General features: G+C 67.4%; 28 protein-coding genes. 11 read left to right on the forward strand and 17 right to left on the reverse strand.

Annotated features, from left to right (window positions below; genetic code table 11):
- Nucleotides 1–280 precede the first annotated feature (280 nt).
- Together OV287_RS36620 and OV287_RS36625 are read left to right on the forward strand one after the other, a co-directional pair.
- The gene (locus OV287_RS36620; protein WP_267538672.1) at nt 281–667 is read left to right on the forward strand and encodes a hypothetical protein; all 387 of its coding nucleotides are present in this window, start codon (nt 281–283) and stop codon (nt 665–667) included.
- A complete protein-coding gene (locus OV287_RS36625) occupies nt 664–1,737 on the forward strand; it encodes an MBL fold metallo-hydrolase (RefSeq protein ID WP_267538673.1) in 1,074 nt (357 codons plus the stop codon). Before OV287_RS36620 ends, OV287_RS36625 begins: the two co-directional genes overlap by 4 nt.
- Before the next feature lie 7 nt (nt 1,738–1,744).
- On the opposite strand, the gene OV287_RS36630 is transcribed toward OV287_RS36625, so the two are convergent.
- From OV287_RS36630 to OV287_RS36655, 6 genes are all read right to left on the reverse strand, one after another.
- Nucleotides 1,745–1,918 carry a hypothetical protein gene (locus OV287_RS36630; RefSeq protein ID WP_267538674.1) on the reverse strand — a complete coding sequence of 58 codons (174 nt, stop codon included), beginning with the start codon at nt 1,916–1,918 and terminating at the stop codon, nt 1,745–1,747.
- A 266-nt stretch (nt 1,919–2,184) separates the two neighbouring features.
- The gene (locus tag OV287_RS36635; protein WP_267538675.1) at nt 2,185–3,435 is read right to left on the reverse strand and encodes a glycosyltransferase; all 1,251 of its coding nucleotides are present in this window, start codon (nt 3,433–3,435) and stop codon (nt 2,185–2,187) included.
- A gap of 168 nt (nt 3,436–3,603) precedes the next feature.
- Nucleotides 3,604–4,293, reverse strand: a complete 690-nt coding sequence (locus tag OV287_RS36640; protein WP_267542618.1) for a hypothetical protein — start codon at nt 4,291–4,293, stop codon at nt 3,604–3,606.
- A gap of 162 nt (nt 4,294–4,455) precedes the next feature.
- Nucleotides 4,456–5,457, reverse strand: a complete 1,002-nt coding sequence (locus tag OV287_RS36645) for a sulfotransferase family protein (protein ID WP_267538676.1) — start codon at nt 5,455–5,457, stop codon at nt 4,456–4,458.
- Nucleotides 5,454–5,660, reverse strand: a complete 207-nt coding sequence (locus OV287_RS36650) for a Nif11-like leader peptide family natural product precursor (protein WP_267538677.1) — start codon at nt 5,658–5,660, stop codon at nt 5,454–5,456. Before OV287_RS36650 ends, OV287_RS36645 begins: the two co-directional genes overlap by 4 nt.
- Complete coding sequence (locus OV287_RS36655) at nt 5,650–6,261, reverse strand: aspartyl/asparaginyl beta-hydroxylase domain-containing protein (protein ID WP_267538678.1); 612 nt, start codon at nt 6,259–6,261, stop codon at nt 5,650–5,652. Before OV287_RS36655 ends, OV287_RS36650 begins: the two co-directional genes overlap by 11 nt.
- Nucleotides 6,262–6,530: 269 nt before the next feature.
- On the opposite strand from OV287_RS36655, the gene OV287_RS36660 reads away from it, so the two are divergent.
- Entirely contained in the window at nt 6,531–7,856 is a 1,326-nt protein-coding gene (locus tag OV287_RS36660; RefSeq protein WP_267538679.1) for a carboxypeptidase-like regulatory domain-containing protein, read from the forward strand.
- Nucleotides 7,857–7,916: 60 nt separating this feature from the next.
- Here OV287_RS36660 and OV287_RS36665 read toward each other — a convergent pair whose 3' ends face one another.
- Nucleotides 7,917–9,260 (reverse strand): M14 family metallopeptidase, encoded by a 1,344-nt coding sequence (locus OV287_RS36665; RefSeq protein ID WP_267538680.1) that lies wholly within the window; start codon nt 9,258–9,260, stop codon nt 7,917–7,919.
- A 92-nt stretch (nt 9,261–9,352) separates the two neighbouring features.
- Here OV287_RS36665 and OV287_RS36670 point away from each other — a divergent pair, with 92 nt between their 5' ends.
- Entirely contained in the window at nt 9,353–9,628 is a 276-nt protein-coding gene (locus OV287_RS36670; RefSeq protein ID WP_267538681.1) for a hypothetical protein, read from the forward strand.
- Nucleotides 9,629–9,649: 21 nt separating this feature from the next.
- Nucleotides 9,650–9,928: a hypothetical protein gene (locus OV287_RS36675; protein ID WP_267538682.1), complete on the forward strand. Its 279-nt coding sequence runs from the start codon at nt 9,650–9,652 to the stop codon at nt 9,926–9,928.
- A gap of 56 nt (nt 9,929–9,984) precedes the next feature.
- Here the strand turns inward: OV287_RS36675 and OV287_RS36680 are convergent, their stop codons facing one another.
- Entirely contained in the window at nt 9,985–10,620 is a 636-nt protein-coding gene (locus OV287_RS36680; RefSeq protein ID WP_267538683.1) for an Hsp20/alpha crystallin family protein, read from the reverse strand.
- Nucleotides 10,621–10,719: 99 nt separating this feature from the next.
- Here OV287_RS36680 and OV287_RS36685 point away from each other — a divergent pair, with 99 nt between their 5' ends.
- Complete coding sequence (locus OV287_RS36685; RefSeq protein WP_267538684.1) at nt 10,720–11,184, forward strand: hypothetical protein; 465 nt, start codon at nt 10,720–10,722, stop codon at nt 11,182–11,184.
- Between the two features lie 53 nt (nt 11,185–11,237).
- Complete coding sequence (locus OV287_RS36690) at nt 11,238–11,885, forward strand: TraR/DksA family transcriptional regulator (RefSeq protein WP_267538685.1); 648 nt, start codon at nt 11,238–11,240, stop codon at nt 11,883–11,885.
- Here OV287_RS36690 and OV287_RS36695 read toward each other — a convergent pair.
- The gene (locus OV287_RS36695; RefSeq protein WP_267538686.1) at nt 11,876–12,889 is read right to left on the reverse strand and encodes an ATP-grasp domain-containing protein; all 1,014 of its coding nucleotides are present in this window, start codon (nt 12,887–12,889) and stop codon (nt 11,876–11,878) included. The two genes, OV287_RS36690 and OV287_RS36695, sit on opposite strands and share 10 nt — an antisense overlap.
- Before the next feature lie 14 nt (nt 12,890–12,903).
- On the opposite strand from OV287_RS36695, the gene OV287_RS36700 reads away from it, so the two are divergent.
- Nucleotides 12,904–13,059 (forward strand): hypothetical protein, encoded by a 156-nt coding sequence (locus tag OV287_RS36700; protein ID WP_267538687.1) that lies wholly within the window; start codon nt 12,904–12,906, stop codon nt 13,057–13,059.
- 121 nt (nt 13,060–13,180) lie between these two features.
- On the opposite strand, the gene ruvA is transcribed toward OV287_RS36700, so the two are convergent.
- The 4 genes from ruvA to OV287_RS36720 form a co-directional block, all read right to left on the reverse strand.
- Nucleotides 13,181–13,792 (reverse strand): Holliday junction branch migration protein RuvA, encoded by a 612-nt coding sequence (gene ruvA, locus OV287_RS36705; protein ID WP_267538688.1) that lies wholly within the window; start codon nt 13,790–13,792, stop codon nt 13,181–13,183.
- Complete coding sequence (gene ruvC, locus OV287_RS36710) at nt 13,789–14,364, reverse strand: crossover junction endodeoxyribonuclease RuvC (protein WP_267538689.1); 576 nt, start codon at nt 14,362–14,364, stop codon at nt 13,789–13,791. Before ruvC ends, ruvA begins: the two co-directional genes overlap by 4 nt.
- An 86-nt stretch (nt 14,365–14,450) precedes the next feature.
- The gene (locus tag OV287_RS36715) at nt 14,451–15,200 is read right to left on the reverse strand and encodes a YebC/PmpR family DNA-binding transcriptional regulator (protein ID WP_267538690.1); all 750 of its coding nucleotides are present in this window, start codon (nt 15,198–15,200) and stop codon (nt 14,451–14,453) included.
- A gap of 44 nt (nt 15,201–15,244) precedes the next feature.
- On the reverse strand, nt 15,245–16,378 hold the full coding sequence (locus tag OV287_RS36720; protein ID WP_267538691.1) for a response regulator: 1,134 nt from the start codon (nt 16,376–16,378) through the stop codon (nt 15,245–15,247).
- A gap of 228 nt (nt 16,379–16,606) precedes the next feature.
- Between OV287_RS36720 and OV287_RS36725 the strand changes: the two genes are divergently transcribed.
- Nucleotides 16,607–17,296 (forward strand): hypothetical protein, encoded by a 690-nt coding sequence (locus tag OV287_RS36725; protein WP_267538692.1) that lies wholly within the window; start codon nt 16,607–16,609, stop codon nt 17,294–17,296.
- 175 nt (nt 17,297–17,471) lie between these two features.
- Here OV287_RS36725 and OV287_RS36730 read toward each other — a convergent pair whose 3' ends face one another.
- The 3 genes from OV287_RS36730 to OV287_RS36740 all read right to left on the reverse strand — a co-directional run bounded on the left by OV287_RS36730 (nt 17,472) and on the right by OV287_RS36740 (nt 19,313).
- Nucleotides 17,472–17,684: a hypothetical protein gene (locus tag OV287_RS36730; RefSeq protein ID WP_267542479.1), complete on the reverse strand. Its 213-nt coding sequence runs from the start codon at nt 17,682–17,684 to the stop codon at nt 17,472–17,474.
- Nucleotides 17,685–17,796: 112 nt separating this feature from the next.
- The gene (locus OV287_RS36735; protein ID WP_267538693.1) at nt 17,797–18,381 is read right to left on the reverse strand and encodes an MPN domain-containing protein; all 585 of its coding nucleotides are present in this window, start codon (nt 18,379–18,381) and stop codon (nt 17,797–17,799) included.
- A complete protein-coding gene (locus OV287_RS36740; RefSeq protein ID WP_267538694.1) occupies nt 18,378–19,313 on the reverse strand; it encodes a 3-hydroxyacyl-CoA dehydrogenase family protein in 936 nt (311 codons plus the stop codon). The genes OV287_RS36735 and OV287_RS36740 overlap by 4 nt, the downstream gene beginning before the upstream one ends.
- Nucleotides 19,314–19,514: 201 nt before the next feature.
- Here OV287_RS36740 and OV287_RS36745 point away from each other — a divergent pair, with 201 nt between their 5' ends.
- Nucleotides 19,515–20,204 (forward strand): hypothetical protein, encoded by a 690-nt coding sequence (locus OV287_RS36745; protein ID WP_267538695.1) that lies wholly within the window; start codon nt 19,515–19,517, stop codon nt 20,202–20,204.
- Nucleotides 20,201–21,049 carry a hypothetical protein gene (locus tag OV287_RS36750; protein WP_267538696.1) on the forward strand — a complete coding sequence of 283 codons (849 nt, stop codon included), beginning with the start codon at nt 20,201–20,203 and terminating at the stop codon, nt 21,047–21,049. Before OV287_RS36745 ends, OV287_RS36750 begins: the two co-directional genes overlap by 4 nt.
- A gap of 52 nt (nt 21,050–21,101) precedes the next feature.
- Here the strand turns inward: OV287_RS36750 and rtcA are convergent, their stop codons facing one another.
- Complete coding sequence (gene rtcA, locus OV287_RS36755) at nt 21,102–22,115, reverse strand: RNA 3'-terminal phosphate cyclase (protein ID WP_267538697.1); 1,014 nt, start codon at nt 22,113–22,115, stop codon at nt 21,102–21,104.
- Nucleotides 22,116–22,323 lie beyond the last annotated feature (208 nt).

Genomic DNA, 22,323 nt, shown 5'->3' on the forward strand with positions numbered 1-22,323 from the left:
CTTGCCCCCGTGAAGGGACTCGTTTTCGACCTCTCCATCCCCAAGTACGTCCTCGCCAAGGGGATGGGGGGGATGTACCCGAAGCTGCACTACGGGCGCGGGAGCAGTCTCTCCCTGCGTGAGTTGGCCTCCCCTACCCTGCCCGGGCCGGACTGGGTGCGGCTGCGGCCGTTGCTGACGGGGCTGTGCGGCTCGGACATGGGGACGCTCTTCTTCAAGATGAGCCCCCAGAGCGAGCCCTTCAATCGCTTTCCGCCCCATCCTGGGCCCGCCGGCGCGCATGGAGGGCTACGAGGTGACGTTCGACTGCATCGAGAGCGCGGGCTCGGTACAGGACTCACCGCGCTACATGCGCTCGCTGGCGAAGGTGGTGCTGGTGGGGGGGGCGGCGGGGATTCTCGAGCGTGTGGACTGGACAACGGTGGGGCGCAACGAGCTGACGCTGCTCGGCTCCTACGTGTACGGGCCAGAGAGCTTCCGGGGCGTTCGCCAGCACACCTTCGACCTGGTGCTGGAGCTGCTCGCCCGCCGGGAGGGCCCGGATCCGAGCATGCTGGTGACACATACCTTCCCACTCGCGCGTTACCAGGAGGCCATCGAGGCGAACCTGGCACGTGCCAGCCACCAGTCGGTGAAGACCGTCTTCGAGCTCACGGTGAACCCATGAACACGTCCTTCCGTCCCCTCCCCTTCCTCAACGAGGCCCGCGCCGAGCCGGTATCCGGACTTCGCCTGCAGAAGCTCCGCCGGGCCGCACAGGAGGCGCGTGAGTCCTTCACGGCCGGTGGCGCGGTGGCGGCCGTGGCCACGTGCGACCTGGTCACGTTCCCCTACCCGTCGCAGTTCGCCTTCAGCGGAGGGGCGCTGTCTCCGGCGCCCTACGTGATGATGACGAACCGGATGCAGGTGGTGCAGTACCTGGAGGACGGAGTGACGCGCACCCTGCTCTTCAACCCGAGCGACTACGAGCGCGGCCAGGCGACGCCCTTCTTCAAGTCGCTGCGTAAGAAGTACGGCGACTTCATCTCGGACAAGGTGATGGCGCGGCGGCTCGGAACGGTGCAGAGCCACCTGACGGCGCTGGGGCTGAAGCCAGCGGACGTGGACTACATCGCGTTCGATCACCTGCACGTGCAGGACGTGCGGCGGTGGCTGGGCGGGGATGGGGAGCCGGCGTACTTCCCGAGGGCGAAGCTGCTGATCCAGCGGGCCGAGTGGGAGTCGGTGAAGAACCTGCATCCGCTGGAGAAGGTCTGGTACGTGCCGGGCGGAACGGACGGAGTGCCAGAGGAGCGCGTGGTGCTGCTGGACGGGGACACGTGGCTGGGCCGAGGCGCGGCGATCCTGTCGACGCCGGGGCACACGATGGGGAACATGTCGCTGGCGGTGGCAACGGACAGGGAAGTGTTCGTGGTGAGCGAGAACGGCGTGGCGACGGAGAGCTACACGCCGCTGCAGTCGAGCATTCCGGGAGTGCGAGCCTTCGCCGAGCAGATGGGCTGGGAGGTGGTGCTCAACGGCAACACCCGCGAGAGCTCGCTGGAGCAGTACTCGTCGATGGTGGTGGAGAAGCTCTTCGCGGGCCCGTCGCGGGTGGAGGGGGCGTTCGTGAACTTCCACCCGTCGTCATTGCTGACGAGCGCACTGGTGGCGCCGGGCCTGTCGCCGACGATTACTCTGCCGGCGCCGAATTACGGAGACATCCGCCCGACCACTGCGGCCCGCCGAGCGGCCTGAGCCCGCGTCACAACCCATCTCCCGCGTGTGCCTGACTCGTGCGAGCCTTGAAGGCGGCTTCCACATCATTGTGGGAAATCTTGTTGTCGCCGAACAGGGGCCCGGCTTTGACAAGCGCGATCAGGCTGAGGAGGCCGAGCAGTGCCCCCTTCCCTACCAGGGAAAGGATGGACAGCACCATGCAGACAACGCGCCCCCAGCTCGGGCGCGCCCAGGCGCTGTACGGGCCCACCACCGCGATACAGAGCCGGCGAAGCGGGGAATCATGCAGGAATTCTTTCGCCTCCTTCCGCTCCCAAGACTGGAGTCGAGGAGCTGCGCAGCGAGCCAGTACGAGGTGTTTGACACCTGAGCGACGAGGCGGTGACTCTGTTGGATGCGCGGTCAGCGCAGGAGGTGAACTCCCATCCCCATGCAGTTGCCGGATTGGAATCACTGGCCAAGCCCTCAACGCAGCTCCAGTCTCTCGAGGAGCCGCGTGGCGGTGCCCGTCCCATCCTCGGCAGCCGACGCGCTAGCGAGAGCGGACGCGCGTTGCCTCATCACCTCGGAGGTGGCCGCCTCGCGGATCCGCTCGGCGAGCTTCTCGGGAGTCGCTTTCCAGAACGACAGGGGCGCTGTGGCTGAACCCGCTCGGTGCAGCAGATTCCCCCACAACCGCTGCTCAAAGATGAAGGGGACAGTGACCGCTGGAACACCGCCACGCAGAGCTGCATGCGTGGTGCCGGCCCCCCCATGGAGCACCATCGCGCGGCAGAGCGGCACGAGCTGCCGGTGAGGTGCCCAGCGCAGAAAGTAGACCTCTCCGTCCTGGCCTTCCTCGACCCCTTGGGACTTCGTCTGAATGACGGCGCGCACCTTGGCCTGCCGCACGGCACCCAGGAGGAGGTCCTTCGCACGCTCGGGCGCGAGGTGCTCCATCGTCCCCAGCGAGGCCAGCACCGGCTTCTCGCCCGACTCGAGGAACTGGCGCAGGGAGGGGGACGGCTGCCACGGGACGTCGTCATCGGACAGCACGAACTCGCCGCACACGCTGTGGAGCGCGCCCCAATCCGGCGCTGGCGGAAACAGGGTCGGACTCGTGGCCAGCAGGTTGAGCCGCTCGGAGAGCAAGACATCGGGCAGCGCGTGGCGGACTGGGGGGAGCCCCTTGCTGGCGAAGAACCGTGCGGCCGACGCGCGGAATCCCAGGTCAATGAGTGCACCAAACAGGGCCCAGCTCACCCGGTTGAGCCACCGCCACGAGGGAAAGCCAATGGGCGGCACTTCCCGCGACGGGACGAGCCCGGGGTAATAGTGCACCGCGACGAAGGGCGTGCCGCTCGCGAGGCACGCTGCCTTGACATACCAGGACGAGAAGAGCCCGATGACCACGTCACTCTTCGCACAGAGGGCCTGCGCGGCCGCGTACATCTCCTCGAGGTGGGGGAAGAAGGCCTGGTCCAGCAACTCGCGCGACACCTTCGAGGGGTCCGCGCTCCGTGACGCCTGGCAGATGCCGCGCAGCGAGTACTGCATCCGCTCGGGGACGACCTGTAGCGGCACGCCGAGCCGCTGGCACAGTGGGCCGTAGTCCATCTCGTCGATGAGCGACAGCACCAGCCGGACCTCGTGCCCCCCGCGGCGCAGCCGAGCCGCCAGGGCAATCAGTGGGCGCAGGTCCCCTTCAGAACCCCATCCTTGAATTCCCACACGCATCGGCACCGCCTCCGCTGGGCGTCAGGATGATGCCTCACCCTGGGAGCCTTCGGCCAGGGTGAGGAGGCGGGCGTGGTCTGGCACACTCTCCAGGAAGCTCTGCTGCAGCTCGGGCGGATCAAGATGCCGCGCGAGCGACCGCATCCGCCGGACTTTCGCGTTGGAGTACTAATTCCCCTTGGGAGGAGGCGCGACCTGCTTCCCCTGTGCGCTCACTCCCTTCCACTCAACCTTTCCGTCGGGTTGAACGAGAACATCGACCTGCGGGTGCTCTTGGTCATCCTGGAGCTTGAAGCGGGTGTTCGACTTGTCGTCCACCTCCAGGAACGCGCGCGCCTGCCCCTTGGCATCGTTCACGTAGAAGCTGCTGCTCCCATCCGGGCTCACTCTGAAGCCCACTCGCTCTCTGACGCCATGAGCTGAGTAGCCATCCAGGACCATGGCCGTGTACCCATTATCCAGAATGCCGATGCCCCCCACCTCGTCCCCATTGGACTTGTGGATGGTGAGTCCATGCCGAGCCGTCTTGGTCTTGATGACCTGACCGTCCATGCGGACCTCGGTCCGGTCGGCCTCGAGAACGACTCGTTCGACGCCCTTCGCATCCACCAGGGCGAGGCGGCGCAGCTTCAATTCCTGAGGGGAGGTTTGTCCCTCAGTCGCTTTCCCGGAACCCATCAGCAGAAGAGATGCGCCCAGGGCCCAACCACCGAGAGACCACCGCAGGAGGACGCCCTGCCGCTGCACCTGCTTCTTGAGGGCTGCGATTTCTTGTTCCATATGAGGTTCCCGTGCAATGCCGGGTTCTGCGGCGATGTTCATCTCGCAAGACAACAACAGCGTAACGAGGAAGGCCAACTTCCTACCCCAACGCCAACGCACGTACGGCGCTCCCCTGATTGGCACGCCAGGCAGGGCTCGGAAGCCTCTTGGACGGCGCAACGCCCCCCGTCCGTCCAGGGCAGCGTCGCCGCTCGTTGGAGGTTGGCGAGCCTCGGGTCCCGGGCTGCTGAACGTGGCTCAACCCACCCGGCGCGTGTCGCGCCGAGCCGCCTCCAGCCGCGAGTACAGCGGCCCCACCCATCGCTCCACAGCCTCACGAGCGGGACCCGTCAGCGCCCGCTGCTTCATGGCGGAATCGTTCTCGAACGGAAGGACGGGGTTCTTGGCGTCCCGCCCCATGGCCTCACGCACCGACGCGAGTTCCTCCGCCGAGAGCTCCAGACCGAAGAGCTCCGAGAACAGGGAGGGAATCAATGCCGGAAGCTCGCGGTACTCCACGAGCCGCGCGGGTCCCTTCCTGGACTCCCAGGCGCCCAAGGCAGCCTCACAAATCGAGGCCAGGACGCGAGCGCCATACTCCTCGAGAGGCAGGCCCGGGAGTTGCTCCGGGCTCAACCCCAGCAACTCGGGCTCGAGCACCCCAGGTATCAAATGGGCACCGATGTGGCGCAGATGCGAGGCCATCACCTCCACGGGGTCGCGGTAGAGGAAGAGCCATGGCACGCCCGGGAAGGCGCGTTCGATCAGCGGCCACTGCCGCAAGGCCCACGCATCGAACTTGATGAACAGGTGCTGCTCGGACGCATGGCGCTTCTGCCCGAGCGCCCCCACCATCCCGCGCAACCATGCGATGCGCTGTTCATCGGTGAGCGCCTGCGCCCCCACACGGGCGCGCATCACCGTGTCGACAGGCGCCGGCTCGGAGAGCACGACGTTGCGAGGCAAGGCCGCCAGCGTCTGTGCCAGCAGCGTCGAGCCGCAGCGCGACATGTGGAAGATGAGCCCCGTGGGGCGCAGCCCGGGGCGCCGGGCCTCCAACACGAGCAACTCCTCGAGGGACGTCTCGTGCCGGAACAACCAGTTGAAGGGGTAGCAAAGCCGCCGTTGAATCGTGTTGTCGAAGAAGGGATCCGTGAAGCGCTGGCCGCCCAGGTAGCACCACTCCACGACGAACCGGCCCTCCCGCGCGTGGACGCGGAGGGGAATCCACTCAGCCAACAGCGTCTCATCCAGCGTCATAGCCACCGCTCGAACCAGGCGCGACGCGCCTCCTGCCAGACGGCACGCACCTCCTCGGAGGTGAAGTGACAGCCCCGCTCCTCACCCAACTTCACGACGAGTTCCAAGAAGGTCTCCGAGTCTCGGATGTCCCGGAGCCGCACCTGCAGCTCCGGCTCGCGCAGGACGATGGCACGAAAGCGCTCGAACGCCTCACGCGGCATCGGCGGCCTCTCGCATCGCGCGTGCGAACAGCTCCCTCAACCAGTCATCGAGCACGCAGTCCAGCACCAGGTGGATACGATCCACCTCCCCGGTGTTGTCCACACGGTGCGGCTGGTTCACGTTCACGTACCAGCACTCGCCCTCTCGCATGAGGACGCGCTGGCCAGACACGAAGAACCCCACGCTCTCATGGGTCACCACGGGAACGTGAAGCCGAACCTCGCCGTCCTCGTAACCGAGCCGGTAGTCACGGTGCTCGCGGATGCGGGCTCCGGCGGCCAGCTTGAGGAACCGAACCGACTCGATCCGGCAGGCGAAGGCGGACAGCACTTCCCGGACTTCGGGGCAGCGCTCCAGCAGGGGTGTATCCGCGAAGGGCTCGCTCGCGGCGGGGTCCGGGTACAACCGCCCAGCGACACCTCCCACCGCACGCAACGCCACACCGCTCCACTCGCCCTCGTAGGTGCGCGTGTTGAAGTGGGCCACCCATTCCTCCGGGGCAATGCGCGCCAGGTCCTCCCGCAGGCGCCGAACATCAAAACGCAGCGGCAACCGCACACTGTCCGGCACGACATCCCGTGAGTCCATCGTCTCCATCATCTCTCCACGCACCCGAGCAGGCGAGCCCTAGCAGGTCTAGCTTCCACCCGGAACAGCGTCAATTCGCCCGGGCGAGCCGGGAGTCCCCAGCGCCTTCAAACCGGTAGCCGTGCAGACCACGAATGTGGGCCGGCCTCGTTGCTCCGCTGTCGACATGCCCGAGAACGGGGCGCTACCGCTCACTCTTGGCACGACCCGAAGACGGCTTCGCCTCGTGCTGGTACGAGCCGTGCAGTCGCGGCCTCTCATCTACTCCCCCGGAGAACACGATGATGAGACGCTCTGCATTTCTGCTGATGCCGGTTCTGCTCGGCCTCGCCTGTGGCGAGGGCAGCCCCGCTCCCCTTCCCACCGAGGACCTCCAGGCCAGCTCCGCCGCGCTGTCGGCGGTCTTCTCGGGCACGGTCCGGGACGCCAACAACCAGCCGGTCGCGAACGCGCGCGTGACGATCAATGGCATCAACCGCATCACCAGCAGCAACGGGACGTATTCCTTCTCGGTGGCGGCGTCGACTACGGGCTACCGGCTCGACATCCGCAAGGACGGCTACGGGCCGGTGAACGAGCTCAAGATGGCGGGTGAGCTCAACCTGGTGCACGTCCTCGGGAAGGCTTACACCCAGCAGATCAACTCCACGGTCAACACCGTCATCCAGGATCCGCTCTCCGGCATCCGCGTGGAGCTGCTCGCGAACACCCTCCGCACCGCGACGGGCGCCCTCCCCACCTCGGGAAAAGTGACGTTCTCCATCGTGCCTCACGGCCCGGCCACGATGCCCGGTGACTTCACCGCGCGCAACGCACTCGGCCAGACGGTGGCGCTCGAGACCGTGGGCGCGGTGACACTGTCGGCCGTGGACAGCCAGGGCAACACGCTCGCGCTGGGCACCGGGGCAACGATGGACGTGAAGCTGCCCGTGCCCGCCTCCATCGGAGGCACCATGCCGGCCTGCGTGCTCAATGGGACCTGCCGGACCGTCATGTGGCGGTTCTCCCCCACCACGGGCCTGTGGAACGAGCAGAGCGCGAGCCCCGTGTTCAACTCCACGGGCACGTCGTTCCGCATCACGGGCATCCGTCAGAGCACCATCGATCCCGCGGATGGTCTGGGCACCTGGAACGCCGACATCGAGCACGTCAGCCCGGCCTGCACCATCATCGAGTTCGTCAACATCCCCCTCGATTGCTACAACCCGCCGCCGGGCACGAGCCCCGAGCCTGGAATCGAGCTGGGCTTCGCGCAGATGACCTCGAGCGGGACGATGTGGTCGAAGAACGCGGACGTGCGCTCCACCGCCTCGTTCGTCGTGCACTACAACCTGCGGTCGGGCATCCCCCTGGATCTGTCCGTGGAGTTCCCGCCGGGTGCGCCCGCGTACTGCGCCGGCAACCTGACCCTCACCTCGACCCCTGCCCCCAGCGCCGGCTACCCGGTGTACTGGGCCACGGGTGGCGCCACGCGGTGGACCTCGGGCGCGCCTGCTCCCACCCCGGGTTATCCGGTGGACTCGGGCGGCAACCCGATCGACTTCGCCGACGTGGTGTCCGGCGACCACCCGTGCACCTCGCACATCTACATCCAGACGCACCCGTAAGGCGTCTCTCGTAGCACCCACGGCGTGCGCGGAGGACAGAGCGCACGCCGTGTCCCCAGCTCAGCGCTCGAAACGGATGATGCGCTCGATGCGATAGGTGGACGCCTTCTCCAGGGGCTTGAGGAGCATCAGCTCCGCGGGCTGGTCCATCTGGATGGCATGCTGCTTGGGCTGCGCCAGGTGGAGGGTGTCGCCCTCCTTGGCGGCTGGCCCGGACAGCGGCACGGCGAACAGCCCGCCTCCGTCCACGGTCTCCAAGGCTCCCAGGACGCGCAGATCGCCCAGCTCGTTCACCTTGCCCACGTGGACGATCGCGAGCCCCTTGCCGGTATCGCGCACCGCTCGGGTGACGGAGATGCCCACGTCCGCAGTGAAGGGCTTACCATCGGCGCCGAACAGGCCCACGCCCTTGAGCATCAGGTAGACGAGGCCCGTGCTGTCGTTCTCCGGAATGGACTCATAGCGCGCCACGTCCGCCTGCGCGGCCTTCCCGCTCGCGAGTGCATCCAGGGCCGTGGCGAGCGCGACGAAGTTGAGCTGGACCAGAGGCGCGTCCGGCGTCCGCGAGGGCCAGGGGCCCGTCTCGATGAGGACGGAGGGCGTGCCCCAGCGCGTCATGTTGTCGCCGAAGGCGCGCACCTCGAAGGAGTCGTCGTAGCGGCCCACCTGTCCGGGCGCGAGCGGCTCCAGCGCATCGCGAATCACCGCGCAGACCTTCTTGGCCAGCACCCGCCCCGGGTTATCACTCCGGGGCTCGTCGAAGGCCGCCGCGAGCAGCGAGATGGAGGCCGGGCGCCCCGTGCTCCCCACCGCATAGCGCCAGCTCTGGTTGTGCAGGTTGAAGCCGATGAAGGGCTGGAGCCTGTCCCGGAGCGCCTTGAGGGTCCGCGCCTCGGGGGTCTGCAGTGCGAGCGCATCCCGGTTGATGTCGATGCCCTGGGCGTTGCGGCGCTGGTAGCGCTCGGCGCCGTCTGGGTTGAGCAGCGGCACGGCATGGAGGGTGAGCTCGGAGAGGATTCGCGAGACCCAGGGCTCCTCGCGATGCGTCCGGATGTACTCGAGGAAGTCGATCAGGGCCGTGGTGGCGGTCGGCTCGTCGCCGTGCATCTGGGACCAGAGCAGGACGTGCCGAGCCCCGGTGCCCAGGGAGACATGGTAGAGGGCGCGCCCCTCCACCGAGTGGCCCACCACCTCGAGCTGGAAGAGGTCGGGGGCCTTCTCATGCAGGCGCTTCAGGTGCTTCTCCACGTGGGAGTGGCGCACCAACGGTGGCAGGGGGAGTTCCTTCGAGTGAACCTGCTCCCAGAGTGTCGTGAGCGCCTGAGGGCCTGGAACCGCGGCAGCGGAATAAGAGGACGCTGGAACGGTTGCCAGCAGGGCAGAGAGAATCAGGGCGGTCGTCATGGCGTGTGCCCGCGGACTGTAGCCCAGCGGCCCGGAGGGCCGAAGGACACGGGAGGCGCCGTCCTTCCACCGAGAAGGGGAACACGGGATGGGTGGCGCGCAGCAATGCCCATGCCCAGGTGCTGCTGGAAACCCTCGCGCAGTTCAACCCGGAGGAGGCCTCGTCCCTCGGCGTCACCAGCGCGGACGAGCAGGTGATTGACCTCGGCCCGCGCGTGAGCGAGCGCACCCGCGCCGCGATGGCCAAAGCCCAGACCGAGCTGGAGAAGCGCCTCGCCGAGGAGAAGGACCCCAACGTCCGCGCAAAGCAAAGGGGCCCTGAGGTGCGAGCTCCCGATTCTTCGCACGGCGCCCATCTCCGTGCATGATGCGCCGCATCGGAGGAGTCGATGAAGAACCGGATTGTGATGGCAGTGGCGGCCTTGGGCCTCGCGATGTCCCTGGTGGGCTGCAAGAGCGACTGTCGCGTCGCTTGTGAGAAGAAGCAGGAGTGCGTGTCCTCCGGCCTCGACGTGGCGAAGTGCACGGACTCGTGCGAGGAGAAGGTCAAGAAGGACAAGGACTTCTCGGCCCAGGCGCAGGAGTGCTCCCAGTGCGTGAAGAGCCGGACCTGCTCTGAGACCATCAAGCAGTGCCTGGACGACTGCATCACCGTCGTGGGCTTCTGAGCCCCCGTCCGGCAAGGGGCGGGGAAACTCACCCCGCTCCCGAGACACGGGGCCGCTCAGGTCCCCGGCGGCTTGCGCGGCAGGTCCACGCTGAGCGCGGCCTGCATCAGGTCCATCAGGCCCGGCCAGGCCTCGGCCGACAGCCACACGCCTTCGGGGTCGTGCTCGGCGTTCACCGCCAGCGAAGAGGACTCGAAGAGCCTCGCTGACACCGCCCCCTCCTTCGGAAGCACTCCGGACACCAGGAAGCGCTGCCCGTCCCAGCTCAGCCCCTCTGGCATCACCTGATCCAGCACGGTGCGCAGCGCGGCTTTGCCCCCGCCCAGGCGCAACACGCCCTGCACCAGCACCGAGGCGGCCCGAGACTCCTCCAGGTCCACGCGGCCCGGAGTGCGCAGCGTCAGGTGGTAGCGACCCGAGGCGAGCTCCAGCCGCTCCAGGGCCACGTCCACGCGCAGCTTCCAGCCGGAGACCTCCAGCCGCACGTCATAGACCTGTGGCTGGTGGACCCAGTCGCCCACCGTGAGCGCCTTCACGTCCCGCAGCGCCCTGCGCGCGAGGGCCTCCACCCGGGCATGGGACAGCCTCAACCGCTTCCGGGCCACGTCCACCGTCACCTGGCCGGACAGCCCCGAGGGCAACTTCCCGACCCACTCTCTCGCGCTCTCCCACCACCGCGAAGCACCGGACATCCTGTGCCCTCCTGGCAGTACACCCTGCCCTGTATCTGGCCCCGGACATGGCCCGGATTCAAGCGGAGTGAGCATCCCCCGCTTGATACGGTCGCCGCCATGTCCCATTCCCGCGCCCCGCTCGCCGCCGCGCTCGTTCTGCTGGCCTCCGGCTGCGCCATGCTCCGGCCGAGCCACCCCACCCCACCTGGGCCCTCCGCCACGCCCGCCCCGCCGCCCGTTGCCCCGGCGGCCGCAGCCGGCTCCGACGCCTTCTTGCTCACCATCTTCCTGCGCCACGACCAGTCGAAGACGCTCGAGGAGATCAACGCCCACCTCGACCGCACCGGCTTCCACCGCCAGTTCCCTCCCGAGGGCTGCCAGGTGGTGTCGTGGTACGTCATGATGGGCATCGGCCAGGTGGTGACGCTGCGCGTCCCGCCCGACAAGCTGCGCTCGGTCAACCTGGCCATCGAACGGGCCGCATGGGGTGCGTTCCACACCGAGTTCTACCCCACCTATGACTTCATCCCCGTCTGGAAGGACATCCGGACCCGGGCGCTCTCCCCGGAGCCCGCCCACTGAACGGCCAGGCCGGTGTGCCCCCCCCGGCCCCGTGTGATTAGATGCCCCCAGGCATGACGATCGGTTCCAAAGAAGGCCCCCCGGCCCCGTGGCCGGACATCCACAAGACGGTCCTCTCCACACTCGATGCGCTGGCATCGTCCACTGGATGGATTCCCACCGCCGCCACGGTGGGTATCGAGCCCGTCTTCGAGCGCGTGCTCCAGCAGGTCTGCCAGCCCCAGGGTGTCACCCCCGAGGCCTACATCGACCTCATCACCCGGGACGCAGGGATGCGGCGGGACGTCCAGAGGCGCCTGGCGCGCCTGATGGAGAACCCAGCGCTGGTGACCATGCGCCGAGAGGCCCAGCGCCGCGAGGCCGAGCATCAGCTCCATGTGCTGCACTACGTCCTGTCGGGCCAGCAACCGCCCGAGTGGGTGTTGTCGACGATTGACGAGGAGCAGCAGCAGCAGCTCCAGGACGCGGCGGAGTCGGGCGAGGAGCGAGACCCCGTGCTGCTCCCGCGAGTGCAGCGGGCCCTGCAGAAGCTTGCCACGGACCCCACGAAGTACGGCCAGTGCGAGGACTGTGGCAATGCCATCCTCCTCGAGCGCCTGCAGCTCGTCCCGTGGGCCGAGTGCTGCGCGGCCTGCCAGCGCAAGCGCGAAGGAGTTCCGGACGTGGAGCCGGAGCCCCAGGTCGCCGTCACCTACTTCTGACCGCGCGCCCCCTCTACCACGCGCCGGGCGATGGCGCGGCTGATGGGGTGCCCCAGCTTCAACTCGACGTCCAGGTAGATGGGTGAGCTGTTGAGCTCCAGGAACACCCACGCGTCGCCCTGGCGCTTGATGTCGATGCCCGCGAAGGTGAGGCCGCACGCACGCGCCGCCTCCCGGCAGAAGCGCCGCACGGGCTCGGGGAGCGCCACCTCGCGGTAGGAGGCCTCCCCCCCGCTGTAGACGGGGTCCGCCCGGAAGTCGAGGTGCTGCTCGGGCGTCTCGATGGACACCGCGGAGACGATCTCGTCGCCCACCAGCATGATGCGCAGATCCTCCCCCGGTGCGCGCTCCTGGAAGATGACGGGCGAGGCGGTGACGTCCTCCAGCCGCTCGAGCGCCTCGGCATCCAGCACCCGGGTGATGGCCCCGCCCATGATGGGTTTGTAGATGACGTCCTTCACCTCGGCGTGGAAGGCGCGGATGGCGGCCGGATCGTTGGAGATGAGCGTGCGCGGCACCTGGGCCCCGAGGCTCCGCAGCGCATGGAGCTGGAAGGGCTTGTATTGCATGACGCTCGCAGCATGCGGGCCGTTGACCAGCGTGGCGCCCCGGTGGGCGAGCTGGAGCAACCACGCCACGAAGTACGAAGCGCGCTCGCGCGTGTGCATATAGGTGGTGAACCAGTCCTCGTAGAGGACGAGCTCGCCATCGCGCTCCATGGAAGGAGCGTAGGGAGCGGGGATGTAGCGGAGGTAGAACCCCTGGACGTCGTCCACCTGCTCCCCCAGGTAGAAGGTCCGGCCATCGAGCATGGACAGGGGCAAGCCCCGGTCGAACGCATCGGGCTCGATGAACAGCGTGTCCGCGCCGAGCGCCGCGGCCTCGCGGGCTACTGCCTTGCATTGCACATCTACCGCTGCGCCAAAGATGCCGATCCTCAAGGCACTCCTCCCGGGAATGGACACATAGGTGGTCCGGGCCGTGCACACCTTGAAGATGGACACACGTGGAGGATGTCGTGACGAAGACGCGGAAGGGCCTGCCCTTCATCAAATTCGAGCTGCCCAAGCGCAAGAAGCCCGACGACAAGCAGGCGAGCAAGCCGGACAAGCCCAAGCCCTCCGACCAGGTGACGACCATGATGGTGGGTGAGGAGGGAGGCACCAACCGGTAGGCCGCCCGCCTATCCCCTCTCCCTCTGGGAGAGGGTCAGGGTGAGGGTCTGCACGCGGGGACTACCCTCCCCCCCCGCCCTCTCCCAGAGGGAGAGGGAGCATGCGCAACCCAGCTGCGCGTCAGGCGCTGGTGCGGAGCGCCTTGAGGGCCTCGCGGAAGAGGGCCTGGAAGTCGACCTCACCACCGAGCCGCTCGCTGGCGGACTCCGCGGCCTTCTCCGCCTGGGGCTGCTTGTAACCGAGGTTGATGAGCGCGGAGACCAGGTCCGCCATGTGCCCGGACTCGGGGACGGCGGGCTTCGCCTGGGCGGCCACCTGCTCCAGGTGGAGCGTCTTCACCTTGTCCTTGAGCTCCAGCACGAGCCGCTCGGCGGTCTTCTTCCCCACCCCGTGAATCTTGGTGAGGCGCGCCACCTCGCCCCGGCCCAGCGCGGCCACCAGCTCCGGCACCTCCATGCCGGAGAGCACCGCCAGCGCGAGCCTCGGCCCCACGTGGGACACCGAGTTGAGCAGGAGGAACAGCTCCTCCTCGGCCCGGCTGAGGAAGCCGAACAACTCGAAGGCGTCCTCGCGCACCACGGTGCGTACACGCACCTGTACAGGCTGACCCTCCGCGGGCAGCCGCCCCAACGTGAGCGAGGAGAAGAACACGCGGTAGCCCACCCCGCCCACGTCGATGGTGGCCTCCTCGAGGCTCTTCTCCAGAACGTTGCCACGCAGTGCCGCGATCATCTCGCCTCCGGCCTCCGGTATGACGGCGTCAGCTTGTCCGCGAGCTGCGCCTGCGCCGACTTGCGGCGCGTCTTCGAGGGCTTGCCGCCCGACACCGGCACGGCGGACCGGCCATGGTTGAGGTGGCAGATCGCCACCGCCAGTGCATCACTGGCATCGGCGCGATCCAACACTTCGACGTTGAGGAAGGTACATACCATGCGCGCCACCGCGTCCTTGTCCGCGGCACCACCGGCGCCCACCGCGCGCTTCACCCGGGCGGGTGGGTACTCGTGCACGGAGAGCCCCGCCTGAGCGGCGGCCAGCAGTGCCACCCCGCGGGCATGTCCGAGGATGAGCGCACTGCGCGCGTTGCGGAAGGTGAAGACGCCCTCCACCGCCACCGCCTGGGGCTTGTAGAGCTTCACCGCCGTCAGCAGCGAGCCGTGCAGCTCCTTGAGGCGCAGCTCCAGGGGGGCGTCAGGGTCCACCTTGATGACGCCATGGCCCACGTGGACCAGCCGGCCGCGCCGCTCCTCCACCACGCCATACCCCATGAAGCGGCTGCCGGGGTCGATGCCTAGAACGCGCAAATTCCTCTCCGAGGACAACGGAACAGGGGTTCAGCCAGCCCTATAACGCGCGGGCCGCCCCCCTGTCGATGTGCCCGTCTGCCCCACTACGCGGAGAGCGACTCCATGAGGGCGTCGTCCATCTCGAAGTTGGCGTGCACGTGCTGCACGTCGTCGTTGTCCTCGAGCAGCTCCATCAGCTTGAGCATCTTCTTCGCGTTGTCGCCCTCGATGCGGACGGTGTTCTGCGGGACGTACGTCCACTTCTGCTCGCCCAGCTTCAGACCGGACTGCTCCAGGCTGGCGGCCACGGAGTGCAGGTCCGCCGGAGCGGTGCGCACCTCGAAACCATCGGGGCCCTGGTTGAGGACGTCCTCGGCGCCAGCTTCGATGGCCTTCTCCATCACCTCGTCCTCGGAGGGGCCGGGCTTCACGGTGATGAGGCCCTTCTTGTGGAACATCCAGTTCACCGAACCTTCGGCCCCCAGATTGCCGCCCTCCTTGGAGAACATGGAGCGCATGTCGCTGGCGGTGCGGTTGCGGTTGTCGGTGAGGCACTCCACGAGCACGGCCACGCCCCCGGGGCCATAGCCCTCGTAGACCATCTCCTCGTAGCTCTCGCCCTCCAGCTCACCCGTGCCCTTCTTGATGGCGCGCTGGATGTTGTCGTTGGGCATGTTGGCCTCGCGGGCCGCGAGGATGGCCACGCGCAACCGGGCATTGCCGTCCGGGTTGCCACCGCCCAGCCGCGCTGCGACGGTGAGCTCCTTGATGAGCTTGCTGTAGAGCTTGCCCTTGCTCGCGCCCATCACGGCCTTGTACCGCTTGAGCTTCGACCATCGGTTGTGACCGGACATGGCGGCTCTTCTAACCTCCGGCGTGGGACCGGTCCAGAGCGGGCTCAGGCCGCCCGAGAGGGGCCCGAGGTCTCGAAAGCCTCGGAGAAGGGCTCCTCTTCCTCGGGGGACAGCACCGGCTCGAAGAAGGGCGGAACGGACTGGGGCACCGACTCGCGCTCGGCGATGAGGTTGGCCGGCACCAACACCCCCTGGGCGTACAGGAGCGTCACCACCTCCAGGGTGGTGACCTCCGGCAGGCCGCACTCCAGCAGGGCGATGTGCACGGTGCGCTGACCGTCGAAGAGGCGGATGACCTGGCCTACGTCATCGGGCAGGGACTTGAGCACGTCCGCCAGCCGCTTGAAGTCCACGACGAGCCGGGCAGACAGGGGAATGCCCAGGCCGCACAGAGCCGCGAAGCGCTCGGCGGCCGGCAGCAGCAGCGAGGCGTAGATCTTCAGGTTGAGCAGGAGCTTCCCCTCGGCGAGCACCTCCGCGAAGGAGACGGCGTAGGCGCCCGAGCCGAAGAAGAGCATCCGGCGGATGGCGATCAGACCCCGCTCACCCTCGAAGGAGGCATCCACCACATGGCCCTGGTGGAAGGAGAGCCAGCCCTCGTTATCGCGCAGCTCGATGCGGCCGGAGCGCGAGCCACACAGGAGGGCGAGGAGCACCTGGGCCAGGGGCATGCGGACGGTATGGGCCTCGTAGGCGGGGGCGAAGGCGCTACGGCCAGCCTTCAGGCGGGCGAGCGACACCAGGACCTGCGGGGAGACGGGCCGCAGGAGGTAGTCGTCGGCGCGCACGGCCTCGGTGCGCTGGCGGTGGTGGGGCTCTTCGCGGTGCGAGAGGAGGTACACCGGGAGGTGCTCGGTGCGGGCATCGGCGCGCAGCCGCTCGCAGAAGGTGAAGCCGTCCATGCCCTCCGCACTGGACTCGGCGGGGGCGACGACGAGGTGCGGCAACGGGCGGCCCTCACCCAGCTCCCCGAGGATGTCCTCGAGGGCCGGGGCGGCGAGCACCTCGAAGCCGGCGCTGACCAGGCCCAGGGCGAGGGCGGCGCGCATATCCCTGTCGGGCTCGACGAGCAGGACGCGAGGGCGGAAACGGTTGGAACGACGCCTGGGGCTGACGTCGGCGGAGACGGACGAAGGGGCGGGCTCGAGGACGGTGGCGCGGTGCGGGCTGTCGGCCATGAGGAACTCCTGGAGCGGCGCTCCTGGGAGAGACCGGGTATCCACTTCGAGTAAAAAACTACGATATTCAGAGAAAAGAGACTACCACGAAATGAGAGTACACCCTGTCATATCCGAGAGGAACACGAGAGCGAAGGCCAAAGGCTTGAAATTGTTGGGTAAGCGGCAGGGGGAGGGACGAGGAAACGCTCGACGGGCCGGGGGGCGAGGCGCCAGAGTGGGCGACCTATGACGCGACTGATGCTGGTGTGTGTGCTCACGCCGCTGATGGCGGCGGCGCAGGAGACGACGGCCCCGGCCCCTGAGGGAGCAACGGCGGAAGCGGTGAGGCTGGAGGAGAAGCGGGAGAACTTCGGAGCGGTGGTGGCGCCGGCGGCGCTGCCAGACGGGGCGACGGCGGTGTCCGGGTGGGTGGGAGTGCCGGAGGTAGGGGCGGCGTACCGGCAGGGGACGGGAGGCTGGGAGGTCGGGGGCCGAGCGCGGTTCGACTATCTGCGGCTGGCGGTAACAGCGGAGGGAGTGGCGAGGCGGCAGGTGTGGACGAGCGGAGCGTGGGCGTTGGCGCCGGAGCTGGGGCTGGGGGTGACGGGGAACACAGGGAGCCAGTACTTCGACGAGCAGAACATGGAGGGGTGGTTCCTGAGGGTGAACCCGGCGGTGGTGCTGAGCTGGAAGGTAGCGGAGACGGTGACGGCGGTGGGGCTGGTGGAAGTGCCGTACGACCTGGGGCTGAGCCCAGGAGGGACGTGGCGGGTGAAGCCGATGGCGGGAGGAGGAGCGGAGATCTACCTGGGCGAGGACCTGTCGCTGTCAGCGGTAGGAGAGCTGGGGGTAGACGTGTTCAAGGAGTTGCGGGGAGTGACGCAGACGCGGCTGGGCTACGGGGTGCGCCTGGGTCTGGGAGTGCGCCTGTTCTGAAGCGGTAGAACGAAGCAGCCCCCATCCCCTCCCCTGCCAACAATCTCCCCTCTCCCCCCGGGAGAAGGACGGGGTGAGGGTGCCACGAACCCCAGGTTGGATCCGTGTATGCCCCCTCTCCCTCTGGGAGAGGGCTGGGGTGAGGGTCTACCGCGGCATCACAGCGCCCCCGTGCTCACCACTCCGGAATGGGAGTGACCCGAGGAGTGCCCAGAATCTCCAGCGTGCGGAGCGCAACCCGAATCAAGGTCTGAGCACAAGGCTCGCAGCCACCGGCACAGCACCGAGGCCAATGGCCCTCGGGGTTGCGCAGGAGGGGCCGGACACAGGCCTCGTAGTAGGAGGGGAAGGACAGCTCCTGGCTGGCGCGGTGGAGCGCTGCATCCATCTGCTCTTCGGTGAAGTCGGCCACGGCCCTATTTAAAGCATGCCCGGACCACGGCGCTCACGGGGGGCCCGCCCCACGAAGGAGCGGACCTTCTCGTTCCGTTCGCGGAAGCTCAGCGCCCGTGGACAAAGAATCGGATGGCCAGGGGACGGCAACTGGCGCCGGACTCGGGTGGAGGAGCCCAGGCCCCAAGCGAGTGATAGAGCCGCCCCTCGCGCCGCTCCAGGTAGAGGATCATGTTGAGCGGCCAGCCGGAGCCACAGAAGAGGTGCCGGTCCATGGGGGTGGGCTCCTGGCTGACGCGGAGCCCGCGCTCATGAGGCGGGCCGATGCGGTGCCAATCCGGGTGCAGGTGGATGGAGCCGAGCACCTCCAGCCCCTCGGCCTCGGCCTCCTGGGTGATGAGCAGAAGCTCTTTGGGCTCGCACCAGAAGCCGCGGCGGCCGTTGGAGTAGCAGGCGCCGAAGAGGGGAATGATGGTGGACTGGAACTCCTGGAGCACTGTGCCGTCGGACTCGCGGATGTTGAGCGCGAAGCGGACGCGCTCCACGACCATCGCATCCTCGACGAAGCGCCCGAGCAGGATGGCCCAGCAGCGAGGCGGGAGCTCGGGGGTACACGACTCGTACTCGCGCACCGAGTCGCCGAAGAAGTCGGCGAGCACCGCCAGGTCCAGGAGCACGGTGTCGGGAGTCACGGCTCCGTCTCCTGACACGGAGTGCGTAGCCGGCCCGCGGCTCGCTCCTCACGGAGTTGAGAGATGAGGTGGCGAGCCACACGCTCCTCGAAGGCGGTGGTGGCCTCGGGCGTCCACGAATAGAACCCCTGCCCCGACTTGAGCCCGAGCTCCCCCCGCTCGACCTTCTGCGCGATGACTGGGGGCACCGGCCGGCCGGAGCCACGCATGATGGCCGCCAGGAGATCCAGCCCGACGAGATCCAACCGGTCGAAGACGCCGGTGACGCCGAGGCGCCGCCCCATGCCGTAGGTGATGGCCCGGTCCACCATCTCCGGGGTGGCCACGCCCTCCTGGACGAGGCGGAGGGCCTCGGCGATCAACGCCTGCTGCAGGCGGGGGCCCACGGTGCCCGGCACATCCCTTTGGAATACCACCGGGGCCTTGCCCACCTCTTCGAGCAGGAGCCGGGTGGCCTCGACGACGTCCGGGGACGTCTTCTCGCCGGGGACGACATCCACGAGGGGGATGAGGTGCGCGGGCAGGTAGTAGTGAGCGGAGAGGACGCGCTCGGGCCGGGAACAGTCCCGGGCGATCGCGGTGACGCTGAGGGCCGTGGTGTTGGTGGCGAGGATGGTGCCCGGCGACGCGAGCCCGTCCATCTCCCGGAAGACCTGCTGCTTGACGGCAAGGTCCTCGGGGACGGACTCGACGACGAAGTCCTGGTCCGCGACGGCCTCAGCGAGGACGGTGGTGCGCCGGATGCGCCCGAGCGCGGCGGCGGCCTGCGCCGAGGAGAGGAGCCCCGTCTCCACCATGAGTGCCGCATCGCGCTCGATGCGCACCTGGGCCTGGGCGCTGCTCTCGGGGCGCGTGTTGTAGAGCGTCACCTGCCGGCCGGCGGTGGCGAACTCGAGCGCGATGCCACACCCCATTGCACCGCCCCCCACCATACCAATTCTCTTGATTTGCCTGGGTTCCATGGCTGGGAGAATCCCCTCTCCGAGGGGGCGGAGGCAATCCCCTCTGCGGAGGCCCCCCCCTCTTCAGAGCCCAGGAGTGCCTTCATGAGTGGTTGGACGGGGCTGCCCCTCTATGCTCTCCCTTCGCCGGGTGCCAGAGGAACGCCTGGAGCACCATGACGAGTGCCCTACATGCACACCAGAACGTTCGCTCAGAAGCTCTTGGCCTTGAGCCTCGGTATCCTCCTTGTTTCCTGTAGCGTGACCCAGCCCCTCGTGGCGGCCCAGGGCCCCACGGGCCAGCACGATCTGGCCAGGTACGCACTCATCGTCCAGGAGATGCCGGATGGGCAGATCGCGCACGACTGGAAACCGCTCAAGGACTTCGACTTGATGAAGCTCCAATCCACCCTGAGCGCGATGAACTCAAACCGAGGAATCGTGCGCGCCTCCTCGAATGGGTTGAAGGAGTACTGCGAAGGCCGGCGGGCTCAGTGCGAACAGGACTGCCTCGCGAGTAGCAGGCCGGTCCAGGTCGGCAACGTGAAATATGACGATGTCAAAACACAACCATGGCGCAAGGCCAGGACATGGTGGTGTCCGAGGTATTGCATGGACCAAGCAGTTCTGTGCAACAAAGGGAGGGGCAGCTGGGCTGAAGAATATGCTGCGGAGTTCCATGCGATTGAGCCCGCAGTTGATTGGATAAAAACCCACCGTGACGAGCTTCTCGCAGGCTCCGTCATCATCATCACAGGAGTCGCCTTCGTTGCCGTAGTCGCCGCTTCGAGCGGAGGTGCTCTCATCCTGATTCCGCTCGTGTTTTTCGCGGAGCTCCCCTCCGGATTCCCCGCCCCCACCATCGCGGAGGCCACCCGTTGAGCATCTATGATTCTCTCATAGGCGCTGGGCAATTCGCCGCATCCCGATGGCGCAATGCAGGCTTCGAAAACAGAAAAGAAGAACAGCGGCTCTGGGCACAGATGAACGTGTACAGGGACTTCATCTACGCAACCGGCCAAGTCTATCTGTTTGAAGACTACCTCAAGGGACTCCCCCCCACATCACGTCCCTACATGAGCAATGCCCTCGCGGCGCATCAAGATGCGGCGACCTCGCAAAGGAGCGTGGAACTTCTCCTGAAGGCTTATGCCGAGACGACGGATCCCGAACAGCATCAATCCGCGAGCGTCCTCGTCCATCTGGTCAACTTCATCGCCGACACCGGGCAACTCGATGCTTGCGAGGACTACATCAACAATCGCCTGGACTATGCTCCGCTCGCCATCGCTCATTTCACGACGCGCGATGAGGCGGAGGCATGGCTGAAGGGCCCCGCGGAACCACCCAGTCCGGCGAACATACTCATTGGCGACGAGTACTATCAGGCCGTTTATTCTCGCGAAGACAACACTCGCTTCATGTACCGCGACTACATCATCGAGCAATATATCGGAGAACTTGCCGCAAGAGGAATACCTCCCACAGCGCCATCCTTTGAGACCCGTGCAGAAGCAGAAGCGTGGCTGAAGGACCATCCAGCGACTCCCTTCGACTTCGCGTCAATCGCCGGGGAGTACTACTTCGCGGTGCATCACAAGAGGCTGAAGCGCCACACACTCCACCATGTGGCATCCGCCCTGGCGAAGTGGGAAGAGATGAAGAGGGCTGCCGAGCAGGAGAAAGCCCAGGATGCAGCAGCGAAGACCGAAAGGGAGGACGAGTAGCTCCACACCTGCTCAGCTAACAGGCGTGGCTCGCCTCTCCTCGAAGAAGACTTCACTGCACCGCAATCTCTCTCACCTGCGGTGACACTTCCTCGACGGACACCTTCACATCCAGGAAGTGCGCGAACGTCTCGATCTGCGTCTGGGCATGCCCATCGAGCGGCAGGGTCCGGAACGAGCCCCCACGGGCCAGCGCGAGCAACAGCATGAGCTGATCACACAGGTGGTGCCCCACGGGCACACCGGCCTCCAGGTAGACCTGTGCCTCCTCCGCCACGGACCCGGCGATGTCCTCTGCTCGCACGCCCCGCTCCCCGAACCCGGTGAACACCTCGGTGACGTGCTCGCTCTCGACCTCCAGGCACACCACGTTCCCCGGCCCCGCCGAGCTCTTCAGCTCCTCCACCCGCCGCTCGTCCTCGAGCAATCCGAGCTTCCGCCCCACCGTCTCCAGTTCCCGCTTCGCCACGTCGTACGGCACCTGCGCGATCACCGCCGTCGCCTGCCGCCGTACCACGTTCCCCCGCTCCATCAGGTGCAAGGGCTTCAGCGGCGCGGGCTGCACCATCACCTCGAACTTTCCTCCTCCCGCCGGGAAGAACCCGTGCTTCTCCAGCGTGGCCTCCACGCCCGGTCCCATCCGCCGCACCAGCGGCAGGTACGCCTTCGTCAGGAAGTCGAACGGCGGCGCCGCCGGGTTGTGCGTCCCTCCCTCGAGCACCAGCGTCGACGTCCCGCTCGCCCCCAGCAGCGCCGGCAGCACCGTCTGCAGCACCAGCGTGGCGCTCCCCGCCGTCCCCACCGCGAAGTGGTAGTCCCCCGACTTCAGGCTCCTCGGCCGGAACGTCAGCTCCTTCGAGTGCAGCTCCGCCCCCTCCAGGTCCGCGTCCCCCACCGCCGCCGCCGCCTTCACCGCCGTCAGGTGCTGGCGCAGCAGCCCCGGCTTCGAGCGTCCCGCTCGGATATTCACCATCTGGAAGGGCGTCCCCGTCACCAGCGACAGCGCCAGCGACGTGCGCAGCACCTGTCCCCCTCCCTCTCCCTTCGAACCATCGATGCGAATCATTTCAGAACTCCCACAGACACTTTGCCAACCCATGGCCCCGATACCCTCACCCCGACCCTCTCCCGAGGGGAGAGGGAGAGGAGGTGGAGGGAGAGAAGCACGGAGGATACTGCGCGACAGGGACTGCCCGCACGTAGCGATGCCCGCTCCCTCATCCTAGCGACCGAAGTCTCGGAGAGAGCGGGCATCTCGATGTCTCTATCCCCTC

This window comes from Archangium lansingense (genome assembly GCF_026626635.1).
Taxonomy (GTDB): Bacteria; Myxococcota; Myxococcia; order Myxococcales; family Myxococcaceae; genus Archangium; species Archangium lansingense.

What these genes read in the sequence shown, in the direction of transcription:
- OV287_RS36620 (WP_267538672.1), top strand. Translation starts at nt 281, where the DNA reads ATGGAGGGCTACGAGGTGACGTTCGACTGCATCGAGAGCGCGGGCTCG.
- OV287_RS36625 (WP_267538673.1), top strand. Translation starts at nt 664, where the DNA reads ATGAACACGTCCTTCCGTCCCCTCCCCTTCCTCAACGAGGCCCGCGCC.
- OV287_RS36720 (WP_267538691.1), bottom strand. Translation starts at nt 16,378, where the DNA reads ATGGCCGACAGCCCGCACCGCGCCACCGTCCTCGAGCCCGCCCCTTCG.
- OV287_RS36675 (WP_267538682.1), top strand. Translation starts at nt 9,650, where the DNA reads ATGAAGAACCGGATTGTGATGGCAGTGGCGGCCTTGGGCCTCGCGATG.
- OV287_RS36660 (WP_267538679.1), top strand. Translation starts at nt 6,531, where the DNA reads ATGATGAGACGCTCTGCATTTCTGCTGATGCCGGTTCTGCTCGGCCTC.
- rtcA (WP_267538697.1), bottom strand. Translation starts at nt 22,115, where the DNA reads ATGATTCGCATCGATGGTTCGAAGGGAGAGGGAGGGGGACAGGTGCTG.
- OV287_RS36630 (WP_267538674.1), bottom strand. Translation starts at nt 1,918, where the DNA reads ATGGTGCTGTCCATCCTTTCCCTGGTAGGGAAGGGGGCACTGCTCGGC.
- OV287_RS36650 (WP_267538677.1), bottom strand. Translation starts at nt 5,660, where the DNA reads ATGCCGCGTGAGGCGTTCGAGCGCTTTCGTGCCATCGTCCTGCGCGAG.
- OV287_RS36680 (WP_267538683.1), bottom strand. Translation starts at nt 10,620, where the DNA reads ATGTCCGGTGCTTCGCGGTGGTGGGAGAGCGCGAGAGAGTGGGTCGGG.
- OV287_RS36740 (WP_267538694.1), bottom strand. Translation starts at nt 19,313, where the DNA reads ATGGTGGGGGGCGGTGCAATGGGGTGTGGCATCGCGCTCGAGTTCGCC.
- OV287_RS36715 (WP_267538690.1), bottom strand. Translation starts at nt 15,200, where the DNA reads ATGTCCGGTCACAACCGATGGTCGAAGCTCAAGCGGTACAAGGCCGTG.
- OV287_RS36645 (WP_267538676.1), bottom strand. Translation starts at nt 5,457, where the DNA reads ATGACGCTGGATGAGACGCTGTTGGCTGAGTGGATTCCCCTCCGCGTC.
- OV287_RS36690 (WP_267538685.1), top strand. Translation starts at nt 11,238, where the DNA reads ATGACGATCGGTTCCAAAGAAGGCCCCCCGGCCCCGTGGCCGGACATC.
- OV287_RS36665 (WP_267538680.1), bottom strand. Translation starts at nt 9,260, where the DNA reads ATGACGACCGCCCTGATTCTCTCTGCCCTGCTGGCAACCGTTCCAGCG.
- OV287_RS36635 (WP_267538675.1), bottom strand. Translation starts at nt 3,435, where the DNA reads ATGCGTGTGGGAATTCAAGGATGGGGTTCTGAAGGGGACCTGCGCCCA.
- OV287_RS36655 (WP_267538678.1), bottom strand. Translation starts at nt 6,261, where the DNA reads ATGATGGAGACGATGGACTCACGGGATGTCGTGCCGGACAGTGTGCGG.
- OV287_RS36745 (WP_267538695.1), top strand. Translation starts at nt 19,515, where the DNA reads ATGCACACCAGAACGTTCGCTCAGAAGCTCTTGGCCTTGAGCCTCGGT.
- OV287_RS36725 (WP_267538692.1), top strand. Translation starts at nt 16,607, where the DNA reads ATGACGCGACTGATGCTGGTGTGTGTGCTCACGCCGCTGATGGCGGCG.
- ruvA (WP_267538688.1), bottom strand. Translation starts at nt 13,792, where the DNA reads ATGATCGCGGCACTGCGTGGCAACGTTCTGGAGAAGAGCCTCGAGGAG.
- OV287_RS36685 (WP_267538684.1), top strand. Translation starts at nt 10,720, where the DNA reads ATGTCCCATTCCCGCGCCCCGCTCGCCGCCGCGCTCGTTCTGCTGGCC.
- OV287_RS36730 (WP_267542479.1), bottom strand. Translation starts at nt 17,684, where the DNA reads ATGGATGCAGCGCTCCACCGCGCCAGCCAGGAGCTGTCCTTCCCCTCC.